This window comes from Rhodococcus sp. GXMU-t2271 (genome assembly GCF_041414735.1).
In the GTDB taxonomy this organism is placed as follows: domain Bacteria; phylum Actinomycetota; class Actinomycetes; order Mycobacteriales; family Mycobacteriaceae; genus Rhodococcus; species Rhodococcus indonesiensis.
In genome coordinates, this window is sequence record NZ_JAUIZP010000051.1 from 67,290 (window position 1) to 88,930 (window position 21,641).

Below are 21,641 nucleotides of genomic sequence, written 5' to 3' on the forward strand. Positions count from 1 at the left end.
AGTGCCGCTGCGACTGCCGTAGGGTGTGAGTGAGGTTGAGCACACAGCCTGGCTCGGAAGTGCCGCGTATTCGCGGTAGCCGGTGTCAGTGCGGTCCCGTCCCGTCGGCGCTTCCACTCTCCCGACGATGGGAAGCTCATGACTACCGTTACCCAGCGCAAAGTCACGTCGCTGTGGGTCACCCGATCGGATCAGCCGCCTCTCTGCCGCACCTCGTCCGGGGCGGATTTCTCCACCGAGAGAATCAGTTCCGCGCTCGTCCGGGTCGCTGTGGCGGGCGAACTCGACATGCGCAACGCTCCCGCATTGTGCAGTTACGCGGGCGCCCGGCTGCACACGTCGTCGCGTGTGGTGCTCGACCTGTCGGACGTGGACTTCTTCGGTTCGGCAGGACTGACCGTGTTCGAGGAACTCGACACTCTGGCCCGGCGCCGGAACTCCCGGTGGGCGCTCGTCGGTGGACGGGCGGTGAATCGGCTGCTGCGGGTGCTCGGCGAACCGGTCTACGTGCATGCCACGCTCGACAGCGCGATCCACGCCCTGCGAGCGCCGATCTGAGCCGCACTCGTCCTGATCCGCAATTGCGACTGTCCGCCGGCCGGCTCGGCTGCCGGTCAGGCAGGCTTCGGGAGCTTAGGGGGACGGTTGCCGCGCGGATCGACCGCCAGGACGAGCAACAGCACGCCCGACGCCAGGTGCAGCCAGTTGTCGGCCGCGTTGACCGGCACCACATTGACGGCGCTGTCGTGTCCGACCATCATGCCGAACGCCGACAGCGCCAGGTACCCGGCGCCACCCGCGATCAGGTAGATCCGCGACGCGCGCACCTTGCGGGCGGCCAGGACTCCCACCCCGCCGTAGGCGAGGTGCAGCAGGTTGTGGGCGATCGAGACGCGGAACAGGCCCAGAAGATGCGCGTGCGACTCGTGTCCCGCGAACGTCATCGAGTCGTATCCGCTGGTCAGACCGGGCACGAATCCGAGCGCCCCGATCAAGAGAAACACGATGCCGACCGCGAGGGCGTAACCCTGGATCCGGGTGCGCTGCACCCTGGGATACGGGCTGGATCGGATCATCGTTCCTCCATCGGGGTGCGCGGGGCCCTCTATCGGGATGCGCGGGGCGCAGCGCCCCGGGACGGAGGAATAGCCCGGGCGGTTCCTGTCGAAACCCGCCCGCCTGGTGGCTCGTCGGCTCACCCCGCGACGAGAACGCCGGAGGAGATCGTCCCGTACACCAGGGTCAGGATCATCAGTCCCCAGCCCGTGCCGTGCCAGATCGGCCATGTCCCGCCCGAGCGCCACACCCGATAGGTCTGCACGAACGCGCCGACCGCGCCGAAGAGCAGGATCGCCGTGGGGCCGAGGGCCAGGACGAGCCGTGCCGGGTCGGTGCAGACGAGGAACTCCTCGTCGGCGCACCGGTCACCGTTCGTGGCGGCCCAGATCACGACCGCCGCCATCAGGAGCAGGGCCGCGACGACGACGACGGCCGCATAGCGCACCGCCGAGCGCGCGGTGCGGGGATCCCGCCACCGCTTCTCCACATCTTGTGTCACAGTGTCTCCTCACGGTCTCCTCACGCTCGGTCGGTGAGCGCGACCTGTCCCGATTTCCGGGCGCAGTGGGCGCAGCAGAACATGGTGCCGTCGGCTTCCACTCCGTGGCCGAGAATGCGGCAACCGCAGTGTGCGCACTGCGGCGCCATCGCCTGTGCCGCACATTCGAAACTGTCGAATGTGCCCGAGACGTCGCCCCGGGTCACGGTGAAGGTCTTGTCGTAGTCGTTGCCGCACGTATCGCAGGTAGCCATCACGCTCCTCCTCTCGGATGTCCGGTCCTGTGGAACGGGTGCCCGGCGGCCGGTCCCGTCAAACTGCTCGCCGGCCGCCGGCTCGGTCATGGCCTGCGGATACCCCGCACGGCCCGCCGTAACCCGAGCCGGTGCGGCGGTTTGACCGGAGGCGGGCCGGGAACCCACCTGAGGCGGACGGCACCCTCCGGCCACGTCACCTCCGGTCGAGGTGTCGGCCGCCGAGAGAAAGGAGTGGGTGATGAACGCCCCCGATCCGCGGAACATCCCCGATCCGCAGGCGCATTCCGACACCGATCCCGACCCTGCCCGGACGCCCGATCTCGAGCCCGGCGGCGGGGTGGCACCTGGTTCGACACCCCCGGACTCGGGTACCACCTCCGGACTGTCGGCACCTGAGCCGCGCACTCGGAACCACTTCCCGCCCACCGGCATTCTCGCAGTCGGCGCGGTCGCGCTGATCGTGGTGCTCTTCCTGGTGGTGATCGTGGGGATCCTGATGTAGACGGCGCAGTTACAGGCGCTGCAGTCCCGTATGGTTTGCCCGAGTTCGACAAGGGTATCCCTGGCTCGCAAGCGAGGAACGCCGACGAGGGAGAGTCGCATGGCAGAGAACACGAGCGGACCGAGCGAAGGCGTGAAGGGCGTCGTCGAAGACGTCAAGGGCAAAGCCAAGGAGGCGACCGGCGCCGTCGTCGGCAACGACGAGCTCACCCGGGAGGGGCGGGCCCAGCAGGACAAGGCGGACAGCCAGCGGGAGGCCGCGAAGAAGGAAGCCGAAGCGGAGAAGGCCCGCGCCGACGCCGAGGTCGACGAGGCCCGCCAGCGCTCGCATCAGCAGTGACGGAGTGAGCGGCCGCTGGGTCGCGCCCGTCGTTCGTCCACGACCCGGGGGCCGTTCGGCTCCCGGGTCTTCGTCTCCCGAGGAGAAGCGATGCGCATTGTGACGTTCGTGGTGCTGGTGTGGCTGGTGATCGGGGCGATCGCGGCCGGGCAGCGAGGGTACTTCACGGAAGCCGAGCAGAACTGCGCCGACTTCGCCACCATCGCGGTGACGGTCGTCGCGGGACCGCTGAACTATGCCGGGGTCAATCCGAAGGTGGAGTGCGAACTTCCGCAGCCGAGTCCGTGACGGCGCCCGGGGGAGTCGACTTCGACGGGACGCGCTCGTGCACGGTCATGAGCAGATGGTCGAATTCGTTCCGGAACTTCGCCGGCACGTCGAGTCCGGTGGTGACGTCGTGGACCAGTTGCTCGGCGAGCGCACGGAGCTTGACATTCGTCTCCTGGGACCGCCAGGCGAGGATCTCGAAGGCGTGATCCTCCTGGATCCGGTAGACCGCCATGATCATGCCCTTTGCCTGTTCGATGACGGCACGGTCCTGCGTGAGCGCCGAGACCGCCTCGTCGACGCCCTCGCGGACCTCGTCGTCGTAGGCGTCGGACAGGTCCACGTAGAACCCGGCCGTGCCGACGACCCGTCCTCGCTCGTCGAGGAGGCGGTCGCCGATCACCACCACCGGTCGCACCCTGCCGTGTGCGTCGACGATCCGGTGCCGGCCGCTGAACGGCTCACCGTTGCGCTGCATGGCGCTCACCATGGCGGCGACCTGGGCGCGGTCGTCGGGGTGCTTGTGCTGCAGCAGCAGGTCGGTGGTCGGCTGCACGGTTCCGGGGGCATAGCCGTGCATCCGTGCCACGCCGTCCGACCACTCCCACCTGTCCTCGTCGATCAGATAGCGGAAACTCCCGACCCGCTGCGGTTTCCCGCTCGCGAACACCTGCTCGGAGGCGTCGTCCGTCCGGGTGTCGCGGGTGCGCGCGCTCGGTTCCGTCACGCAACGATTATGCCTCGGGAGGCGAGCACTCTCTCGGACGGCGCGTGACGTGACGCGAGCTAACCGGCGTGCTGCTCCGCGTTCGCGAACACGTCGACGAGGGTCGTGCAGAAGGCGGGCAGATCCTTCGGATTGCGGCTCGACACCAGGTTCCCGTCGACGACCACTTCCTCGTCGACCACGTTTCCGCCGGCGTTGCGGATGTCCGTGCGGACACTCGGGTAGGATGTCAGCGTCCGTCCCCGGACCACGTCGGCCTCGACCAGCGTCCAGGGCCCGTGACAGATCACCGCGACGGGCCGCCCCGACTCGACGAAGTCCCGCACGAACGCGACGGCGGCGGAGTCCTGGCGCAGGTGATCGGGATTGGTGGTGCCACCGGGCAGGATCAGGGCGTCGAAGTCCGACACCGACACTTCCGATACCGCCTGGTCGACCCGGTATCTTCCGGCTGCGTTCACGTCGGACTTCATGGCTTGGATCTCACCGGGTTCGAGCGACAGTAGGCGCACCGTGCCACCCGCCTCCTCGACCGCGCGCCGCGGCTCCACCAACTCGACTTCCTCGACACCGTTCGTCGCGAGGACGGCCACGGTGCGTCCCGCCAACCGGCCGTTTCCTGGGTCACTCATCGCAAGTCGTCCTTTCGTCGTGTTCCGCCGGTCGCGTACCCGAGGCCGGCGACGGGGAAACGTCACTCCCGCGGCAGATCCCGGGTGGCGGGACCCTCGAGCAGGCGCCCGTCCGCGGCGAAGCGGGAACCGTGCAGCGGGCAGTCCCAGGAGGCCTCCGCATCGTTCCACCGCAGCACCCCGCCCAGGTGCGGGCACACCGCGGACACCCGGTGCGTGGTGCCGTCCACGGTGCACACCCCGACCGGACGGAGCTTCTCCCGGCGTACCTCGCCGCCGCCGGTGGGCGGCGGCGCACCGTCCCCGGAGAACTCGGCGCGCATCCATCCGCGCGTCATCTCCACCGCCACGGCGGCATTGAGGCGGGTCGCTGCCGGAAGATCGAAAACCTGTGTGGGACTCCAGGCTTGGAACGCCGACCCCCACTCCGGAGTCGCCTCGCCGAGGATGCGGTCCGACAGCAACCGGGCCGCGGCCACCGCGTTCGTCATTCCCCACTTGCCGTAGCCGGTGCCCACGAGCAACCGGTCGTTGCCGGGCAGCAGCGGACCCACGTACGGCAGGTGGTCGAGTGTCGAATAATCCTGCGCCGACCAACGTGCCACAGTTTTCGCGCCGGGGAAGTGGCGGCCCGTCCACGCGACGAGATCGTCCGCGGCCCCGCGATGGTCGTGTGCCCGCCCGACGGTGTGCCCGTTGCCGCCCACGAGGAAGTACTGCCCTCCGTACGCCGTGCGCAGCGACCGCGTCGGCGAATCCACGGACAGGTACATGCCGCTCGGGACGTCGCCCGGCACTTCGAACGCGGCCGCATACGACCGCTGGGGCTCGAGCCGGGCGAAGAACCCGCCGCGATCGAGGATCGGTGTCCCCGTCGCGAGCACGATGTGCCCGGCCTGCACGTCGCCACGATCGGTGACGGCCACGCAGCCGTTCCGGTCCGAGCGGACCTTCCGGACCCGGCAACCGGTGAACAGCGCGCCACCGCGCTCCCGGAGTTCCCGGACCAGCTCGTGCAGCAACGGCATCGGATCGATCTGCGACTGGTCGGCCAGCGTCACCGCGGCGGCCACGGGGTACGGCAGTTCCGTCTCGGTGGTCATGCGGGCATCGAGCCCGGCGGCGCGGCAGGCCTCGTACTCGGCGCGCACCGTGGCGGCGCTCTCCTCGCCGGCGCTGTAGGTGTAGGCCGCCGCGGATTCGATCGGCAGGTCCCGTTCGCGGCACAGCTGCACCACCCACCGTTGGGCCTCGAGGTTGCCGGCCACGTAGTTGCGCAGGACGTCGCGCGAATGGCCCCGGGCGATACTCGAGAGCGTGCTGCCCTGCAGCAGGCTGACCTTGCCGGTGGTGTTGCCGGTGGTGACGGCGCCGACCGTGCGGGCCTCGAGGACGGCCACGCGGTGCCCGGCGCGCGCGAGCAGGAGAGCTGTCACCACTCCGGTGAGGCCGGCGCCGACCACGACGGTGTCGAAGCGGGCCGGACCCTCGGGCCACGGAGTGTCGTCGAGGTGGGCGGTATCGGTGCGGGAGAGCCACAGGGAGGTCACCTGTGGGGTATGCCCGGTGCCGCGTGCGGGAAACCTCCGGTTGCCCGGGTGCCCGCCGGGGTATCCGCGGGGCAGGGAGCCGGCGGGAGGAGTGAGGGGGATGCGATTGCGGCGGAGCAGCACTTCCGGCCCCGGGATCCGGCGGGTGCGCCGCGGCCGAGGCTTCACCTATCACGACGCCGACGGCAATCGCGTGACCGACGAGGCCGTGCTCGCCCGTATCGACGAGCTCGTCATCCCTCCGGCGTGGCGCAAGGTGTGGATCTGCCCCCGCCCCGACGGGCACATCCAGGCCGTGGGCATCGATGCCGCCGGCCGGCGGCAGTACCTGTACCACCAGCGGTGGCGCGAGGAGCGCGACGAGGAGAAGCACGACCGGGTACTGGCCATGGCGGCCCGGCTTCCGTCCTGGCGGGCCCAGGTGCAGGCCGACCTGACCGGGCGGGGGGTGGGGCGGCGCCGGGTCGAGGCGGTGGCCCTGCGGTTGCTGGACCGGGCCGTGTTCCGGGTGGGCGGGGAGGAGTACGCGGCCGAGAACGGTACCTACGGGGTTGCGACGTTGCTGCGCAGCCACGTGCGGCTGCGTGACACCGCCCTGACGTTCGACTATCCGGCCAAGGGCGGCATCCGGAGGGTCGTCACGGTCGAGGACGCCGACCTGGCGACGGCTGTCCGGGCACTGCGCCGGGTCCGCAGCGAATCGGGCCGGTTGCTGGTCTACCGCGACGGTGATGCGATCCGCGAGCTGCACGCGGACGACGTCAACGCCCGGTTCAAGGAACTCGCCGGGGAGGACTGCAGTGCGAAGGATCTGCGCACGTGGGGGGCGACGGTGCTTGCCGCCGCGGCCTTCGCCGAGCACGACGTGCCCGGCAGTGGGCGCGGCCGGACGCGGGTCGAGGCGGCCGTGATGCGTGCGGTCTCGGAGGAGCTCGGCAACACCCCCGCGGTGGCACGAGCCTCGTACGTCGACCCCCGCGTGATGCGGGCCTGGGCGGACGGCCGCACGATCCGCGCTGCGCTGCGGCGAGCCGGCAGGTGTGGCGATCCGGACGAATCCCGGGCCGTCGTCGAACGCGCCGTGATCCGGCTGCTGCGCCGGTCCTGAGTCCGCCTGCGAGTTTCGACCGCGGCGCCACGCGGTATCCGGCAGGTGCCCGCTCGTGGACCCGCGGGCATCGGACTGCGAGGTGGATCCGGTGGAGGCAGGGCACGGGAGCGTGGGACGGACGGTCGCGGCATGGCTCGTCGCATCCGCCGCGGTGCTGGGCAGCTGTGCGGGGCTGCCGGGTGGCACGGAGGGCGACCTCTCGCGTGCCGCCGCGCAGTCCGCCTCGGCCACCGCCTCCGCGGAACTGGCGATGGAACTGGTGGCCGGGCACCGCACCACCCGCGCCCACGCCGTGACCGTGCTGTCGGACGCACTCGACGAGGTGCTCGCCGCCTACTCGGCCGTGGCTGCGGTCGAGGTCGCCACCGGTCAGGAGGCGGCGCACCGCGCCGCGCTCCTCGACCGGATCGACGACGCCGCGACCGTCCTCGGTGAGGCCCGCGCTCGAACGGACGCCGTCGCCACAGCCCCGTCCGCGGCGGACGTGACGGGCCGCCTGGCCGATCTCACCGGCTACCTGTCCGCGTTCGCGGAGGGGAGCCGATGAAGAAGCTCCTCGGTGTCGCCCTCGGAATCCTCACGGCCATCGGCGGGTTCCTCGACATCGGCGACATGGTCACCAACGCCGTGGTGGGCTCACGGTTCGGGCTCGGTCTGGCCTGGGTCGTCGTCCTCGGGGTCGGCGGCATCTGCCTGTACGCGAACATGGCCGGGCGCGTCGCCGCGGTGAGCGGTCGCGCGACCTTCGAGATCATCCGGGAACGGCTCGGTCCGCGCGCGGCGCTGGCCAATCTCGGTGCGTCGTTCCTGATCAACCTGCTGACCCTGACCGCCGAGGTCGGCGGCGTAGCCCTCGCTCTGCAGCTGGCCGCCGGGACGGGACCGTTGATGTGGATGCCCGTGGCGGCGTTCGCGGTATGGCTCGTGATCTGGCGGGTGCGGTTCTCGGTGATGGAGAACGTCACGGGCCTGCTGGGCCTGTGTCTGATCGTGTTCGCCGTCGCGCTGTTCCTGACGGGCCCGGACTGGGGGGAACTCACCGGTCAGGCATTCGCGCCGGCGGTCCCCGAGTCCGAGTCGACGGCCGTGTACTGGTTCTACGCCGTCGCTCTCTTCGGCGCCGCGATGACCCCGTACGAGGTGTTCTTCTTCTCCTCCGGCGCGGTGGAGGAGCGGTGGACGGTCGCCGATCTCGCCCGCTCCCGGATCAACGTGGCGGTGGGGTTCCCGCTCGGTGGGATCCTGTCGGTCGCGATCGCGGGATGCGCCGCGGTGGTTCTTCTGCCCCGCGGCATCGAGGTGACGTCGCTGTCGGAGGTCGTGATGCCGGTCGTGGTGGCCGGCGGCACGCTCGCGCTGGCGTTCGTCCTCGTCGGGATCGTCGCGGCGACCTTCGGGGCGGCGCTCGAGACCACCTTGTCGAGCGGGTACACGCTCGCGCAGTTCTTCGGCTGGTCGTGGGGCAAGTTCCGGCGCCCGGCGGAGGCGGCGCGCTTCCACGTGTCGATGATGATCGCCCTGGTCGTCGGTCTCGCGGTACTGGCGACCGGGGTGGATCCGGTTCTGGTCACCGAGGTGTCGGTGGTGTTCTCGGCGGTCGCCCTGCCGTTGACCTACCTGCCGATCCTCCTGGTCGCGAACGACCGCGAATACATGGGAGAACACGTCAACGGACCGGTCGTCAACGCACTCGCCCTCGCCTACCTTCCGGTGATCGTCGTCGCGTCGATCGCAGCGGTGCCGTTGCTGGTGATGACGGGAGCGGGAGCATGAGCGAATCCGGGAAGCTGCCCGAGGCGCCGCTGCGCGGCCGGCTCGTCGACGCCCGGTTGCATCTGCTCGACCGGCTGGTCGTGGACGTCGACGGCCGGCCGGTGACCACCGTCGACGATGTCGAGCTGGCCGGGGTCGAGGCCGGGACGGACATCGACCCCGCCGCGCCGCCGCCGACGGTGCATGCAATTCTGAGCGGAAACGCGCTTCCTACAAGAATATTCGGTGGTCGGCCGCCGGATTCGCGACTCGACTCGATCGACTGGTCGGACGTCGCCCACCTGGGCACCACGGTGGAGTTGCGAGTGTCCGGCGATCGACTGGACCACCTGTGGGTCGAGCGGTGGGTCCGGGACCGCATCGTCGCGCGCCTCCCCGGAGGTCGTCGTGCGCCTCAGTGAACTCGTCGGGGCGCGGGTCCACGATGCGGACGGCCGTCGTGTGGGTTTTGCCGTCGACGTACGGTTCGTGGAGTCGCCGCAGAACCGGCTGCGGTTCGAGGGCGTGCTCGTCAGCCCGAGTTCGAGTGGCTCGTTCCTCGGCTACGAACGCACCGAGGAGGTCCGGCCCGCGCTGATCGCCCGGTATCTGCGGTGGCGACACCGTGGTGCGTTCCTCGTGCTGTGGCGCGACGTGCGCCGGGTCGGCGACGGCCGGGTCGAGCTGCGACCGGGGTATTCGCGCTGGTCGCCGATGCTGCGGTAGCGCAGGGAGGTTTGCATCCCGCCCTGGCGGGTAGGCGGTTCGAGCCGGCGTTGTGCCGCGTAGCCCACGACTGGAAGAGCCCGGCACGACCGGGGCGAGAGGAGCGGCGATGAAGGCAGTGACATGGCAGGGCAAGCGGAAGGTGAGCGTCGACACGGTCCCCGACCCCAAGATCGAACAGCCCACCGACGCGATCATCCGGGTGACGACCACCAACATCTGCGGTTCGGATCTGCACCTGTACGAGGTGCTCGGGCCGTTCATGTCGCCGGGGGACATCCTCGGGCACGAACCCATGGGCATCGTCGAGGAGGTCGGTGCGGAGGTCACGAAGATCAAACCCGGTGACCGCGTGGTCATCCCGTTCCAGATCTCGTGCGGCAGCTGCTTCATGTGCGGGGACGGCCTGTTCTCCCAGTGCGAGACCACGCAGGTGCGGGACCAGGGCTCCGGGGCCGCACTGTTCGGGTACTCGAAGCTGTACGGGAGTGTTCCCGGCGGCCAGGCGCAGTATCTTCGTGTGCCGCATGCGGATTCGACCCACATCTCGGTTCCGGAGGGGCCGTCGGACTCGCGGTTCGTCTACCTGTCCGACGTGCTGCCCACCGCGTGGCAGGCCGTGGAGTACGCACACGTTCCCGATGGTGGTTCGGTGACGGTACTCGGCCTCGGACCCATCGGTGAGATGGCCGGGCGGATCGCCGTGCACCGCGGCTACCGGGTGATCGGTGTCGACATGGTGCCCGAGCGGCTCGCGCGGGCCGCCACGCGCGGCATCGAGACCATCGACTTGAAGGAGGCCGGGAACTCGCTGGGCGAGATGATCCGGGACCGCACCGACGGCCGTGGCACCGATTCGGTGATCGACGCGGTCGGCATGGAGGCCCACGGGTCACCGGTCGCGTCGGCGATGCACACCGCGACGAGCATGCTGCCCTCCGCGCTGGCCGCGCCGCTGATGACCCACGTCGGTATCGATCGCCTGCACGCCCTCTACACCGCGATCGACGTGGTACGGCGCGGCGGCACGATCTCGCTCAGCGGCGTATACGGTGGCATGACCGACCCGATGCCGATGATGACCCTGTTCGACAAGCAGATCCGGCTGCGGATGGGCCAGGCGAACGTCAACAACTGGGTGCCGCAGATCATGCCGCTGCTCACCGACGACGATCCGCTCGGTGTGGACACCTTCGCCACGCACCGGCTGCCGCTGTCGGACGCCCCGCACGCCTACGAGATCTTCCAGCGCAAGCGGGAGGGGGCGATCAAGATCCAGCTCGAGCCCTGACCGGTGCGCCGGCGTTCGGTGCCGCCGGCGTCACCCCAGGTCGGCTGCGGTACGCGGCAGATCCTCGGTGGCGACGTCGGCGGCCTCGAAAGGTGACCGCAGCACCGTCGCCGTCGCCCAGCCCTGGGCGAGCAGGCCCGCATCCGTGTCCTCGGACTCCTCGGCCCGGATGTCGCTGAACGTCACCGTCACGAACCGGCGGTCGTCGTCGTCCGGGGTCTGGCCCGACTCGCCGATGTCGGCCTGCACGGCACCGAACGCAGCGAGCGGTGCCGTGCGCAGCCCGCGCAGCTCGTGCAGCGGGATGTCGGGCACGTTGACGTTGAGCACAGTGCCCGGCACGCCCTGACCCAGCACCCATTGCAGGGCATGCCGGGCGACGGCCTCGGCGCCGTCCCAGTGCTCGTGGACCGATCCCGCCAGGGACACGGCCAGGGCCAGACTGCCGTGGTTGGCGCCGGTCAGCGCCGCGCCGACCGTTCCGGAGTGCAGGATCGCATGACCGGTGTTGGGGCCGTGATTGATCCCGGAGAGCACGATGTCGGGTGGGGGACCGAAGGCGCCGTACATCGAGACGAAGGCGATCAGTGCCGGCGACGCCTCCACGGCGAGCACCGTCGTGTCCGGCAGGTCCGGGAACGTGCGCGGCGAGACGACGAGCCGGCCGTCCTCCTCGAGGGCGCTGAGCGAGGCGCTGGCGCCGCTGCGCTCGGCGTGGGGCGCGGCCACCACCACGTCGAGACCGGCCTCGACCGCCACCCGGCTGAGCACCGAAATGCCGTGGCTGTCCACCCCGTCGTCGTTGACGATCAGCGCTCTCACAGGACTACCTCCCCTTCTTGCCCTTCGCGAACGGCCGGACCTCGACGCTCTCGGCGACCTTGGCGACGAGTTCTCGCTGTCCGGTGGCCAGCCCGTGCCGGGTGACGTTGACGGCGCCGGCGGCCGCCCCGAGCCGCAGCGCCTCGGCGAGGGGCCGCCCGGCAGCCAGCGCAGCCCCGATCCCGGCGGTCATGGAGTCGCCGGCGCCGCGGTGGTCGGCAATGTTCAGCGGCGGCGAGACGATCTCCATCAGTTCGTCGTCGACGAGCGCGAGTGCCGGGTCGCCGGCGCGGGAGAGCACCACGTTCCGGGCACCCTGGGCGACGAGTTCCTTCATGGCGGCGATCAGGTCGTCGACGTCGTCGGACTTCGCCCGCCCGTCCTCGATGAGATCCTCGTGGCTGACCTTGAGTACGGCGAGGCCGCCCTCGAGCGCCGCGGTCATCGTCGGACCGGACAGATCGGCGACGACGGGGACGTTCATCGCGGTCAGGTCGGCGGCCAGCCGGGTGTAGACGTCGTGCGGTATCGCCTGGTCGCAGTGCGGGCCGCCGAGCAGCGCCACGTCCGCGTCGAGACCCTCGGACAGGGCCGCACCGAACAGGTCGTCGGCCTCGTGCCGGTTGAGCGTGGGCGGCGGGACCTCGACGATCTCCTCGCGCTCACCGCCGCGGCGATCGTGCACGTACGAGCCGTTCTGCCCCGCGGTGAACACCGATCGCACCGACACGCCCTCGCGTGCGATGAGATCGCTGACGACGGGACCGGTCTCGCCGCCGAAGGTGCCGCACAGCCGCACGTTCAGGCCGAGAGTGACCGCCATGCGGGCAATCCAGAAGCCCTGGCCGCCGGCATGGACGTGCAGTTCGGGGATGTCGGACGGCGACGACTCGACGGTGACGGTGAGCAGGGGGGTGGGGGCGAAAACGAAGGCAGAGGGGGCATTGTCGTCGTTGCCGTCGCGGGACGGGGCAGTCATGTAGATCCTTCGGGGAGAGATGGGTGCGCCGCCCGCGGTGACGGGCGTGCGGTTCGTACGGCGGTGTCGGCCTGTCAGGCCGTTCCGTCGGGCGAACCGGCGAGGACGGGATCGTAGGCGGGAGCGTTCGGCACCTCGGCCGGATGCACGTTGGCGCCGAGCGAATACGCGAGGTGACCGCCCAGCAGCCCGCCCAGCCCGATCAGTGCCGCGCCGGCGGCGCTGAGCGTCACCGCGCCGGCGGTGGGCCCCCGCCGCCGGCGGCGGTAGGACAGGGCCATGAGGGCCGCTCCGGTGCCGTTGACCACCGCGTGGATCAGCCCGACCCGGCGCTGCACGGTGTCGGTGTGCGCCCAGTCGACCCAGCCGGCCAGGACCGTCGGCGGAGTCGCCAGCAGTCCGAGCCCGATCAGCCGCCGCGCGGCCTCGGGTTGCCGCAGGGCGTCGAAGGCGACGGCCGCGGTCCATGCCCCGATGGGCACGGTCACGAGTGCCGGATGCAGCGGGTGACCGACCGGCGTGCCGTGGAGCACCGCGCCGACCGGAGTGTCCGCGATCCGCCCGAGCTGCCTACCCAACAGTTCGGCCGGGCCGTCCAGCCACGTCGCCGATTCCGTCCCGGAATAGAGGATGTCCATCTGCGAGCCCGTCATGCCCACGGGCATACCCGTCCCCGGGCGGGTGAAACCTGCCACGAGGGGTGTACGACGCAGCTCGGTGGGGTAACTCCTGCGATCATGGGACAGCGCATCGTGATCACCGGCGCCAGCGGCAATGTCGGCACCGCCCTGCTGCGACGGCTCGCTCTGAGATCGGAACCGCCGGAGATCGTGGCCGTCGCCCGCCGCGTGCCACCGGCCACCGATCCCTACGGCGACATGACCTGGCACAGCATCGACCTCGCTGCGCCCGACGCCGAGACCCGGCTGCGCCCGGTCGTCGACGGCGCCGACGCCGTCGTGCATCTGGCCTGGGGCTTCCAGCCCTCGCACCGCCGGGACTACCTGCGTCGCACCGGGGTGGACGGCACCGCGGCCGTGATCGACGCCGTCCTCGCCGCCGGCGTCGGGCATCTGGTCCACATGTCCTCGGCCGCGGTGTACGCGGCCGGGGCGTACGGCCGCGCGGTCGACGAGTCGTGGCCCGCGACCGGCATCGAATCGTGCGCGTACAGCGTCGACAAGGTCGCGGCGGAGCGGCTGCTCGACCGGCGCATCGCGGAGGCGGCCGTGGCGCCGATCGTCACCCGGTTCCGGCCGGGCTTCATCGGTCAGTACGCGGGCGGTAGCGCGCTGCGACGCTACGCGGTACCGGGATACGTGCCCGACCTGGTGCTTCGTCACCTGCCTTTGCTGCCTGTGGATTCCGGAACGGCGATCCCCGCCGTGCACGCCGACGACGTGGCCGCCGCCCTCGACGTCGCCTTGGAGCGGCGCGTACCGGGCGTGTTCAACCTCGCGGCCCCCGAACCGCTGCGGGCGGCCGACATCGCCGGCGCATTCGGGGCGCGGGCCGTCCCAGTGCCGCGGCAGGTGCTGCGGGCCGTCGTCGAGGCGACCTGGCAGGTCCACCTGCAACCGATCGCCGGCGGCTGGATCGACCTGGCGTACAACACCCCGATGCTGAACTGCGACCGGGCCCGCCGGGACCTGGATTGGGACACGACCGTCCCGGGCCCCCGGGTGTGGCGCGAGGCCATCGCGGGTATGCAGGCCGAGGCCGGCACCGACAGCCCGGTCCTGCGCAGTCGCGGACCGCTCGAGACGATGAGCGCCCTGCTCGGGCGGGGGACCGTCGGGCGCCGCGTCCCGCCGTGACCACTCGCGGCGCAGCGACGAGAGAGGGTATCGGGATGAGTGAGACGGCGCAGCGCGACACCACGGCGACGCCCCAGCAGGTGTGGGACGTCCTCGCCGACGGCTGGTCGTACGCGAGCTGGGTGGTGGGGGCCTCCCGTATCCGGGCGGTGGACGACACGTGGCCGGCGGTGGGCAGCCGCATCCACCACTCGGTGGGGGTGTGGCCAGCCCTGCTGAACGACCACACGGAGGTGGTGGAGTCGGTTCCCGGGAAGGAGCTGAAGTTGCGGGCGCGGGCGTGGCCGGCCGGGCAGGCCGAGATCACCATGCGCCTGCACGAGCGACCCGGTGGTTGCCGGATCGAGATGGCGGAGCAGGCCGCCGCCGGCCCAGGTCAGCTCGTTCCCGATGCGATCCAGGCCCGGCTGGTGCTGCCGCGCAACGTCGAATGCCTGCGCCGGCTCGTCCTCATGGCCGAACGCGCCACGGAGCCGAAGGGCGTCGGCGAGTGAGTGCCGAGACCGTCGATGCCGTCGTCGTCGGCGCCGGCCAGAACGGCCTGACGGCCGCGGCTGTGCTGGCCGACGCCGGCTGGGACGTCCTGGTGCTCGAGGAGCAGCACGAGGTCGGCGGCGCCGTCCGCACGGCGGAACTCCATCCGGGCTTCCGGATGGACCTGTTCAGCGCCTTCTATCCCCTCGCGGCGGCCTCTCCGGCGTTCCGGGCGCTCGACCTGTCCTCGCACGGGTTGCGCCTGCGCCGGGCGCCGAAGGTGTACGGGCACGCCGCCGGTCCGTACGACGAGGACGCCGCGGTGGTCTTCCCGGACGTCACGGCGACCGCGGCCGAACTCGAACGGCGGCATCCCGGCGACGGCAGCGCCTGGATCCGGCTGACCGAGCAGTGGAAAGAGATCCGTGAACCGTTCCTGAGCACCCTGTTCGAGCCCTTTCCACCCGTACGCGGCCCGGCGGGGCTGCTGCGCCGCCTCGGTACCGCGGACGCCCTGCGCTTCGTCCGGATGCTGGCGCTGCCCGCCCGCCGGATGTCCGAGGAACTGTTCGGTGGCGAACACGCGCGGCTGCTGCTGCTCGGCAACGCGATGCACGCCGACACCCCCGTGGACTCGGCGGGCAGCGGAATCATGGGGTACGTCCTGACCATGCTCGCGCAGGATGTGGGCTATCCGGTGCCCGAGGGTGGGGCCGGGGAACTCGCGGCGGCCCTGGCGCGTCGCGGCGAACACAGCGGGGCGCGGATACTGTGCGGCCGGAAGGTCACCGGCATCGAGGTCGGCGGCGGTACGGTCACCGAGGTCCGTACCGAGCAGGGCGAACGCTTCCGGGTCCGGCGGGCGGTACTGGCCGACGTGTCCGCGCCGGCGCTGTTCGGCTCGCTCCTGCCCGCGGACGCCGTGCCGGCCGCGGTCCGCGACGACCTGCGGCGCTTCGAGTGGGACACACCCGTGGTGAAGGTGAACTACGGGTTCGGCCGGCCGATTCCGTGGCGCTCGCAGGCACTCGCGACAGCCGGGACCGTCCATCTCGGCGCCGACGCCGACGGTCTCGTGCGCTGGTCGGCCGACCTCGCGACCGGTCGCGTGCCGGAGCACCCGTTCATCATCTTCGGTCAGATGACCACCTCCGATCCGGTGCGCTCACCGGAGGGGACGGAAAGCGCCTGGGCGTACACCCATCTGCCACGCGGTGTCGCCGACGACGCCTCCGCAGAGGAACTGGCCCGGCGCGTCGACGCCGAACTCGAGGCACACGCTCCGGGGGTGCTGAGCTCGATCGTGCACCGCAGCGTGCAACGCCCCCGCGACCTCGAGGCCGCCAACGCGAACCTGGTCGGCGGGGCGGTCAACGGCGGCACCGCCCAGATCCACCAGCAGCTCGTGTTCCGGCCGTTGCCCGGTTTCGGTGGTCCCCGCACGCCGGTCGAGGGTGTGTACCTGGCCGGGTCGTCCACTCACCCCGGCGGCGGCGTGCACGGCATGTGCGGGTGGAACGCGGCCCGCGCAGCTCTGCGTGACCACGGCGTGGGCGGCAGGGTGCGGCGGCGGCTGAACGAGGCGATCTCGGACGTGCTGACACGCAGCTGATTTCCCGGTCTCGTCGCCGACGCGATTGGACGATCCGCCGAACGGGTATCAGTAGGCATGGGAATGCCAGTGGGAACACCGATCCGGCAGGTGCACGGCCCGTCGCTCGTGCCGCAGGCGCTGCGTGAGGTGGAAGGTGGAGTCGCCGCACTCGCTGCCGGAATCTGCGTGATCGCCGCCGTGGGTGTGGGTGTGCTCTCCGCTTCCGCACTCACGGGCGTCGGGGCGGGACTCGCCGTGGCGGCGGGGTTGTCGTTCATGCTCGGTTCGCTGACCGCGGCGCCGGCCGCCGGGCGGCCGGGTTCGGTGCGGTCAGCGGCCTCCCGCACTCGTCCGGACGGGGCCGCGGTGTCGCGACGCGGCGGCGCCGCCGCCTTCCGTCCCCACCAGGTTTCGGGTGGCCGTTCCGGGGGGTACTCCCACGTATGACAACGACGTCTCGCCCGGAACTCACCGTGTCCCTCGTCCGGTCCACCCACGGGGGCCGTGCCGTCGCAGCCGGGGTCCGGTAACGTGCCGGCGCCCAGGAGGGTGTGGCGACTGCCCGGTGTGTACCGCCCGCAGGAGGATTCGCATCTGCTCGCCGGAGCACTGGACCGTGCGGCGGCACCCCCCGGCGCCAAGGTGCTCGACTTCTGCACCGGCACAGGCTTCATCGCCGTATCGGCGGCGATGTCCGGCGCCGGGTCCGTGACGGCACTGGACATCGCTCCCCGTGCGGTCCTCGCGGCGCGTCTCAATGCGAGATCGCGGAAGCTTCCGATCCGGGTGGTGCGCGGTGGGCTGGACGAGGCCGGCCGGCACGGCCCGTTCGACGTGGTGCTGTCCAATCCGCCCTACGTCCCGCACGACGCCGATTCCGGCGATGCCCGCTGGGATGCCGGTGCCGACGGCCGGGCGGTGCTGGACCCCCTGTGCGCCGGGCTGCCGAACCTGTTGTCCCCCGGCGGTTTCGCACTCGTCGTGCATTCCGAGTTCTCGGGGGTGGACGAGACGCTCGTCCGGTTGCGCGACGGCGGTCTCAAGGCCTCCGTCGTCGCCCGTCGCCGGGTCCCGTTCGGACCCGTGATGCGCAGCCGCGCCGGATATCTGCGGACGCGGTACGAGCTGCCCGCAGGAGTCGACACCGAGGAAGTGGTGGTGATCCGTGCCGATCGAACGCACTGCCCGTGAGGTAGCCACGGGTGGCAGCCCCCGGGACACGTCCCCCGGGGGCATCGTTGTGCCCGGCCTGTGCCCGGGACTGCGGGTGGAGGGCCTCGCGGGGGAGGAGCCGAGGGTCGTCCGGCTCGTCCGCGGCGGTCCGGCCCTGGTGGAGGGTCCGGTTCGCATCGTCGCCGAGGACGGCGAGCAGGTGGAGTCGGACCGGTTCGTCGTCGCGATCTGCCGGTGCCGTCGCAGCGAGCGGTACCCGCTGTGCGACACCGGTCATCGTCGTCCCCGGCGCGATCCGCGCTGAGTCCGGCCCCTTCGGCCGGCGCACAGTACGCACACAGCGGGGCGGGCGGTTCCTGAGGAACCGCCCGCCCCGCAACGCGTCTACGCGCCGTCACACATCACGCATCAATACCAGTACTTCCGGCCGCCGACAGCCCGGCCCGTTGCTCCGAGGATTGCCAGGATTGCGCCCACCACCAGGAGAATGATCCCGAGCGTCCACAGGATCGAGATGTTGGTGAGGAAACCCACCACGAGCAGAATCAAACCCAGAATGATCATGAGTGTCACCTCGCTGTCGGTGCCCGTTGCCGGTCGCCTCCGGGCCTTGCCGAGGGGATACCCGCATCGGCCGTGCCGAAACCTCGCGAACCTCTCATCGGTCGATCGTGGGCACTTCCCGTGGATTCGTGGCGCGCCGACGGTACCGGTGGCATTGTCTGGGGCATGCCTACTTCGGAGAACCCCGGGGACAGCGTCCCCGGTGAGTACAGCGTCGACGACGAGGACCAGTTGCAGCCGGAGGACTCCCTGATCGACCGCGGCGTCGACGACGTCCTCGACGAGGGATTCTCGCCGATGGAACGGCCCGTCGGCCTCGACCGCCACGAGACCCTGGACGAGCGCCTGCGTGAGGAGGAGCCCGATCCGGAGGACGAGGGCGAGAGCGAGTTCCGCAGCTCCGTCGCCGAGGCCGGCCGGGCCCGCGCCGGACGCCTCGTCGCGCCGGACGAGGGCACCGCCGAGGACCAGGACGCCGAGTTGTTCGGGACGGACGTGGGAATCGACGGAGGCGCCGCGTCCGCCGAGGAAGCGGCCGTGCACCTGATCGACGAGGAGGATTCCGGCCGGGAGGACTGAACGACGACGGCCCGGCACCCGAGAGGTCGGGTGCCGGGCCGGATCAGCCGGGGGACGGTCAGACGGCTCCGGTGCCGAGCAGGGTCGGCTCGTCGTTCTGCCACCGCTCGAGCAGGTACGCGGCGAGCCGGCCCTCGAGGTATTCCATCGCCTCTGCACCGAACGCGACGTCCCCGGCGCAACGCGGATCGCGCTCCACGAGATCACCCGCCACGTCGTAGCGGAGGACCTGCTCGTGCACCGCGTCCGCCTCGATGTGCTCGGTGTAGAAGTGGATGCACGCGTCCGGTGCGCCCAGGCGTTCGAGACCGCGGGCCATCCGGCGTGCCATCGGCGAGGAGGTGATCTCGGCGGAGGCGAACAGGCCCACGAGCTTCGGGGTGTGCGCGCGGTGCAGACCGCACAGCGACATGAAGTTCACCGTGGCGAGCGTCTCCGCGGGCACCCGGTCCAGATAGGCCAGGTATCCCGTGTCGAGGCCGGCCGCGGCGAGCAGGTCCGAGTAGAGGACCGAGTGCATGCGCTCGGCCCGGCCGCCGCCGAATTCGTCGAACTCCACCGCCACCAGCGCCGCCTTCGCTCGGCCGGTGAGCCGCGGGATGGCGAACGAGTGGGGGTCGGCCTCCTTGAGGTGGTAGACGGACCGGTGGACGAAGAACTCGCGCACCTGCTCCCACGTGCCGTGGTCGCGGATGTGATGGGACACGCCCCACGCGTCCTCGGGTTCGCGGCACAGGTCGTCGAACACCCGCTGGGGATCGTCGCCCGACGGCACGTCGGCGCGCAACCGGTCCAGGAAGAGCCGTTCGAGACCGGCTCGGACGGCCAGCGGGCCCGGCGCCCATTCCCAGCCGGGGTCGACCCCGTCGAACCCGTGGTAGGACAGTTCGTACAACACCGCCAGAGCCAGCTGGGCATCCTCGCCGTAGGGATCGGTGCCGGCGACCTCGACCGGCCAGGTGTCGGTGTCGGCGGGACGCGAGAGCCGTTCGATCACCTGCTGGGAGACAGGCCCCCGAGCCCGGGGGAGGGCGGCGGACTGCAGCACGGCGGTCGCAGAATTCGCAGGCATGTGCGCGGATACCCGGACCCGATTCGTGCGAAACGCCGGGTGTGGGGTGGGTCCGCGCGGGTATCCGCCCGGACATGAATGGTGAAAATGGCGACGGTGACAACAGCGACACGGAGAACGGGACGGTGTCCGGCGGCGAGGACGTCGAGCGTCCGCCGCACACGATCGACTATCCCGGTGAGACGGCCGACATGGCCGAGCAACCCCGCGACGAGATGCGGAACTATCGCGGCCGCGACCTGCTCGCCGGCCGCAAGGCGCTGATCACCGGCGGTGACTCCGGGATCGGGCGCGCGGTGGCGGTGGCCTTCGCGAAGGAGGGCGCCGACGTCGCGATCGCCTACCTCGACGAGCACGACGACGCCGAGCACACCGCGGAACTGGTGCGGCGTGCGGGTCGTCGGTGCCATCTGCTCCCGGGAGATCTCGCCGCGGCAGACCACTGCCGCGCAGTCGTCGCCGAGTCGGCGGCGGCGCTCGGCGGCCTCGATCTGCTGGTCAACAACGTCGCGTACCAGGAACCGGTGGACGACCTCACCGAACTCGACGACGCCCAGTGGCGGCGGACGTTCGCCGTGAACATCGACAGCTATTTCCACGTGACGAAGGCGGCGCTCGCCCACCTGCCGCGCGGTTCCGCCGTGATCAACACCGCCTCCATCAACGGCCTGCGGGGCAACAAGTCGCTGATCGACTACTCGGCGACCAAGGGCGCGGTGCTCGCGCTGACGTACTCGCTGGCGCAGTCGTTCCAGGACCGGGGAATCCGCATCAACTGCGTCGCACCGGGACCGGTGTGGACGCCGTTGATCCCGGCGACCATGGATGCGGAGAAGGTTGCGACGTTCGGGCAGCAGGCCCCGTTCGGCCGGGCGGCGCAGCCCGACGAGATCGCACCCTCGTACGTGTTCTTCGCCTCCGAGACGATGTCGTCGTACTACAGCGGTGAAGTGCTCGCCCCCATCGGGGGGTGAGACGCTGCCGGGCTGAGCCGGGGGGTCAGCGCCGGTATCGCCAGGGGTAGACCACCCACAGGGTCAGGAACAGCACGACCGTGACGATGCCCCCGGCGATGCCGGCGGCGGTGCCGACCACCAGCCCGACGACCAGCACGACGACGCCGGCCATCGCGACACCGAGCAGGAGCAGACCCGCCATGGCGAAGCGGTGCGCCGTGACCACCAGTTCCGGGAGGCGGCGCTGCCGGAAGAGCAGGCGGTGCATGCCCACCGGGGCGACGAGCAGGATGGTGGCCGTGATCGACGCCAGCACGGTGACGAGATAGACGCCGCGCTGGAAGCCGGTGAGCTCGTCGAACCGGCTCTGGAACGGCAGAGTGAGCAGGAAGCCGGTGAGGAGCTGGACGCCGGTCTGCACGACGCGCAGCTCCTGCAGCAGACTCGACCAGTTCCGGTCCAGCCGCTGCACGGGCGTCTCGTGCCGGACCCGCTTGTTCCAGTCCTCGTTCGGAACCGCTGTGGGCTGCACCCTCTCGGCATGCCCCGTGCGGCGCTCGTCAAACCTCCCGGGCGCACCGCCGCCCTCTTGTGACCTGCGTCACTGTACGGGTACTGTCGGCTCCACCAGGGACAACGTCGCTCCGAGGAAAGGAGGGCGGTCATGAAGCTCAATCTGTTCGTCGCATGGACCGGCTACATGCTCGCGTTGGTCTCGATCGTGAGTCTCGCGGGTTTCCTCTACGCCGCGGGGTCCGGCAACGGCGGGTGGGCGCTCGTCGCAGGGATAGTGTGCGTCCTCGCGGTCGCGTCGGCGATCGCGATGATCGGCAGTACCGTCCATCACGACCATCGTCTGCATCGCGAGACGCCGCACCTGTTCTGACGGCTCCGCCGTC

Annotated in this window: 30 protein-coding genes and 1 pseudogene; 19 read left to right on the top strand and 12 right to left on the bottom strand. The window is 70.9% G+C overall.

The features are described 5' to 3' along the window. Nucleotides 1-138 precede the first annotated feature (138 nt). Entirely contained in the window at nt 139-558 is a 420-nt protein-coding gene (locus QYS60_RS19150) for an STAS domain-containing protein (protein WP_289378566.1), read from the top strand. Between the two features lie 56 nt (nt 559-614). Here the strand turns inward: QYS60_RS19150 and QYS60_RS19155 are convergent, their stop codons facing one another. From QYS60_RS19155 to QYS60_RS19165, 3 genes are all read right to left on the bottom strand, one after another. After that, complete coding sequence (locus tag QYS60_RS19155; RefSeq protein WP_289378567.1) at nt 615-1,076, bottom strand: DUF4383 domain-containing protein; 462 nt, start codon at nt 1,074-1,076, stop codon at nt 615-617. A gap of 119 nt (nt 1,077-1,195) precedes the next feature. Next, nucleotides 1,196-1,558, bottom strand: coding sequence for a hypothetical protein (locus QYS60_RS19160; RefSeq protein WP_040782958.1), 363 nt, complete (start codon nt 1,556-1,558; stop codon nt 1,196-1,198). A 20-nt stretch (nt 1,559-1,578) separates the two neighbouring features. Beyond that, the gene (locus QYS60_RS19165; protein WP_003937473.1) at nt 1,579-1,812 is read right to left on the bottom strand and encodes a hypothetical protein; all 234 of its coding nucleotides are present in this window, start codon (nt 1,810-1,812) and stop codon (nt 1,579-1,581) included. Between the two features lie 241 nt (nt 1,813-2,053). Here QYS60_RS19165 and QYS60_RS19170 point away from each other — a divergent pair, with 241 nt between their 5' ends. From QYS60_RS19170 to QYS60_RS19180, 3 genes are all read left to right on the top strand, one after another. Continuing rightward, the gene (locus QYS60_RS19170) at nt 2,054-2,317 is read left to right on the top strand and encodes a DUF6480 family protein (RefSeq protein ID WP_003937474.1); all 264 of its coding nucleotides are present in this window, start codon (nt 2,054-2,056) and stop codon (nt 2,315-2,317) included. Nucleotides 2,318-2,416: 99 nt separating this feature from the next. Further along, nucleotides 2,417-2,656, top strand: coding sequence for a CsbD family protein (locus tag QYS60_RS19175; protein ID WP_003937475.1), 240 nt, complete (start codon nt 2,417-2,419; stop codon nt 2,654-2,656). 90 nt (nt 2,657-2,746) lie between these two features. Then, a complete protein-coding gene (locus tag QYS60_RS19180) occupies nt 2,747-2,944 on the top strand; it encodes a hypothetical protein (protein ID WP_003937476.1) in 198 nt (65 codons plus the stop codon). Here the strand turns inward: QYS60_RS19180 and QYS60_RS19185 are convergent. The 3 genes from QYS60_RS19185 to QYS60_RS19195 form a co-directional block, all read right to left on the bottom strand. Further along, complete coding sequence (locus tag QYS60_RS19185) at nt 2,901-3,650, bottom strand: PAS and ANTAR domain-containing protein (protein WP_003937477.1); 750 nt, start codon at nt 3,648-3,650, stop codon at nt 2,901-2,903. The two genes, QYS60_RS19180 and QYS60_RS19185, sit on opposite strands and share 44 nt — an antisense overlap. A gap of 59 nt (nt 3,651-3,709) precedes the next feature. Beyond that, a complete protein-coding gene (locus QYS60_RS19190) occupies nt 3,710-4,282 on the bottom strand; it encodes a type 1 glutamine amidotransferase domain-containing protein (protein WP_003937478.1) in 573 nt (190 codons plus the stop codon). A gap of 62 nt (nt 4,283-4,344) precedes the next feature. Next, nucleotides 4,345-5,832, bottom strand: coding sequence for an FAD-dependent oxidoreductase (locus QYS60_RS19195; protein ID WP_289378568.1), 1,488 nt, complete (start codon nt 5,830-5,832; stop codon nt 4,345-4,347). 100 nt (nt 5,833-5,932) lie between these two features. Here QYS60_RS19195 and QYS60_RS19200 point away from each other — a divergent pair, with 100 nt between their 5' ends. The 6 genes from QYS60_RS19200 (at nt 5,933) to QYS60_RS19225 (ending at nt 10,712) form a co-directional block, all read left to right on the top strand. Beyond that, on the top strand, nt 5,933-6,940 hold the full coding sequence (locus tag QYS60_RS19200) for a DNA topoisomerase IB (protein WP_371383955.1): 1,008 nt from the start codon (nt 5,933-5,935) through the stop codon (nt 6,938-6,940). Between the two features lie 91 nt (nt 6,941-7,031). Continuing rightward, nucleotides 7,032-7,490 carry a hypothetical protein gene (locus QYS60_RS19205; protein WP_371383956.1) on the top strand — a complete coding sequence of 153 codons (459 nt, stop codon included), beginning with the start codon at nt 7,032-7,034 and terminating at the stop codon, nt 7,488-7,490. Beyond that, nucleotides 7,487-8,716 (top strand): NRAMP family divalent metal transporter, encoded by a 1,230-nt coding sequence (locus QYS60_RS19210; protein ID WP_289382371.1) that lies wholly within the window; start codon nt 7,487-7,489, stop codon nt 8,714-8,716. The genes QYS60_RS19205 and QYS60_RS19210 overlap by 4 nt, the downstream gene beginning before the upstream one ends. Further along, nucleotides 8,713-9,117, top strand: coding sequence for a hypothetical protein (locus QYS60_RS19215; protein ID WP_371383957.1), 405 nt, complete (start codon nt 8,713-8,715; stop codon nt 9,115-9,117). Before QYS60_RS19210 ends, QYS60_RS19215 begins: the two co-directional genes overlap by 4 nt. Continuing rightward, a complete protein-coding gene (locus tag QYS60_RS19220; protein WP_371383958.1) occupies nt 9,104-9,421 on the top strand; it encodes a PRC-barrel domain-containing protein in 318 nt (105 codons plus the stop codon). The genes QYS60_RS19215 and QYS60_RS19220 overlap by 14 nt, the downstream gene beginning before the upstream one ends. Before the next feature lie 109 nt (nt 9,422-9,530). Further along, on the top strand, nt 9,531-10,712 hold the full coding sequence (locus QYS60_RS19225; RefSeq protein WP_371383959.1) for a zinc-dependent alcohol dehydrogenase: 1,182 nt from the start codon (nt 9,531-9,533) through the stop codon (nt 10,710-10,712). 30 nt (nt 10,713-10,742) lie between these two features. On the opposite strand, the gene surE is transcribed toward QYS60_RS19225, so the two are convergent. The 3 genes from surE to QYS60_RS19240 form a co-directional block, all read right to left on the bottom strand. Further along, nucleotides 10,743-11,534, bottom strand: coding sequence for a 5'/3'-nucleotidase SurE (surE, locus tag QYS60_RS19230; protein ID WP_054371739.1), 792 nt, complete (start codon nt 11,532-11,534; stop codon nt 10,743-10,745). 4 nt (nt 11,535-11,538) lie between these two features. Then, complete coding sequence (locus tag QYS60_RS19235; protein WP_371383960.1) at nt 11,539-12,513, bottom strand: PfkB family carbohydrate kinase; 975 nt, start codon at nt 12,511-12,513, stop codon at nt 11,539-11,541. 74 nt (nt 12,514-12,587) lie between these two features. Further along, the gene (locus QYS60_RS19240; protein ID WP_289382054.1) at nt 12,588-13,178 is read right to left on the bottom strand and encodes a DUF2231 domain-containing protein; all 591 of its coding nucleotides are present in this window, start codon (nt 13,176-13,178) and stop codon (nt 12,588-12,590) included. A gap of 72 nt (nt 13,179-13,250) precedes the next feature. Here QYS60_RS19240 and QYS60_RS19245 point away from each other — a divergent pair, with 72 nt between their 5' ends. The 6 genes from QYS60_RS19245 (at nt 13,251) to QYS60_RS19270 (ending at nt 17,875) form a co-directional block, all read left to right on the top strand. Then, a complete protein-coding gene (locus QYS60_RS19245; protein WP_289382052.1) occupies nt 13,251-14,330 on the top strand; it encodes an NAD-dependent epimerase/dehydratase family protein in 1,080 nt (359 codons plus the stop codon). A gap of 35 nt (nt 14,331-14,365) precedes the next feature. Next, on the top strand, nt 14,366-14,824 hold the full coding sequence (locus QYS60_RS19250) for an SRPBCC family protein (protein ID WP_289382050.1): 459 nt from the start codon (nt 14,366-14,368) through the stop codon (nt 14,822-14,824). Beyond that, nucleotides 14,821-16,416: a phytoene desaturase family protein gene (locus tag QYS60_RS19255; RefSeq protein WP_371383961.1), complete on the top strand. Its 1,596-nt coding sequence runs from the start codon at nt 14,821-14,823 to the stop codon at nt 16,414-16,416. Before QYS60_RS19250 ends, QYS60_RS19255 begins: the two co-directional genes overlap by 4 nt. A gap of 63 nt (nt 16,417-16,479) precedes the next feature. Beyond that, nucleotides 16,480-16,845 (top strand): hypothetical protein, encoded by a 366-nt coding sequence (locus tag QYS60_RS19260; protein ID WP_371383962.1) that lies wholly within the window; start codon nt 16,480-16,482, stop codon nt 16,843-16,845. A 102-nt stretch (nt 16,846-16,947) separates the two neighbouring features. Next, entirely contained in the window at nt 16,948-17,589 is a 642-nt protein-coding gene (locus QYS60_RS19265; protein WP_289382046.1) for a HemK2/MTQ2 family protein methyltransferase, read from the top strand. 76 nt (nt 17,590-17,665) lie between these two features. Further along, nucleotides 17,666-17,875 (top strand): CDGSH iron-sulfur domain-containing protein, encoded by a 210-nt coding sequence (locus QYS60_RS19270; protein WP_289382061.1) that lies wholly within the window; start codon nt 17,666-17,668, stop codon nt 17,873-17,875. 104 nt (nt 17,876-17,979) lie between these two features. Here QYS60_RS19270 and QYS60_RS19275 read toward each other — a convergent pair whose 3' ends face one another. Then, nucleotides 17,980-18,135 (bottom strand): DUF6131 family protein, encoded by a 156-nt coding sequence (locus QYS60_RS19275; protein ID WP_003937495.1) that lies wholly within the window; start codon nt 18,133-18,135, stop codon nt 17,980-17,982. A 165-nt stretch (nt 18,136-18,300) separates the two neighbouring features. Between QYS60_RS19275 and QYS60_RS19280 the strand changes: the two genes are divergently transcribed. Then, complete coding sequence (locus QYS60_RS19280) at nt 18,301-18,714, top strand: DUF5709 domain-containing protein (protein WP_371383963.1); 414 nt, start codon at nt 18,301-18,303, stop codon at nt 18,712-18,714. Nucleotides 18,715-18,772: 58 nt separating this feature from the next. On the opposite strand, the gene QYS60_RS19285 is transcribed toward QYS60_RS19280, so the two are convergent. Beyond that, nucleotides 18,773-19,786, bottom strand: a complete 1,014-nt coding sequence (locus tag QYS60_RS19285) for an iron-containing redox enzyme family protein (RefSeq protein WP_010592141.1) — start codon at nt 19,784-19,786, stop codon at nt 18,773-18,775. Between the two features lie 191 nt (nt 19,787-19,977). On the opposite strand from QYS60_RS19285, the pseudogene QYS60_RS19290 reads away from it, so the two are divergent. After that, nucleotides 19,978-20,776: pseudogene (locus QYS60_RS19290) on the top strand (SDR family oxidoreductase). A gap of 9 nt (nt 20,777-20,785) precedes the next feature. Here QYS60_RS19290 and QYS60_RS19295 read toward each other — a convergent pair. Next, nucleotides 20,786-21,274, bottom strand: a complete 489-nt coding sequence (locus QYS60_RS19295; RefSeq protein WP_003937499.1) for a DUF6328 family protein — start codon at nt 21,272-21,274, stop codon at nt 20,786-20,788. A gap of 132 nt (nt 21,275-21,406) precedes the next feature. On the opposite strand from QYS60_RS19295, the gene QYS60_RS19300 reads away from it, so the two are divergent. Next, the gene (locus QYS60_RS19300) at nt 21,407-21,628 is read left to right on the top strand and encodes a hypothetical protein (protein ID WP_003937500.1); all 222 of its coding nucleotides are present in this window, start codon (nt 21,407-21,409) and stop codon (nt 21,626-21,628) included. Nucleotides 21,629-21,641: the final 13 nt, after the last annotated feature.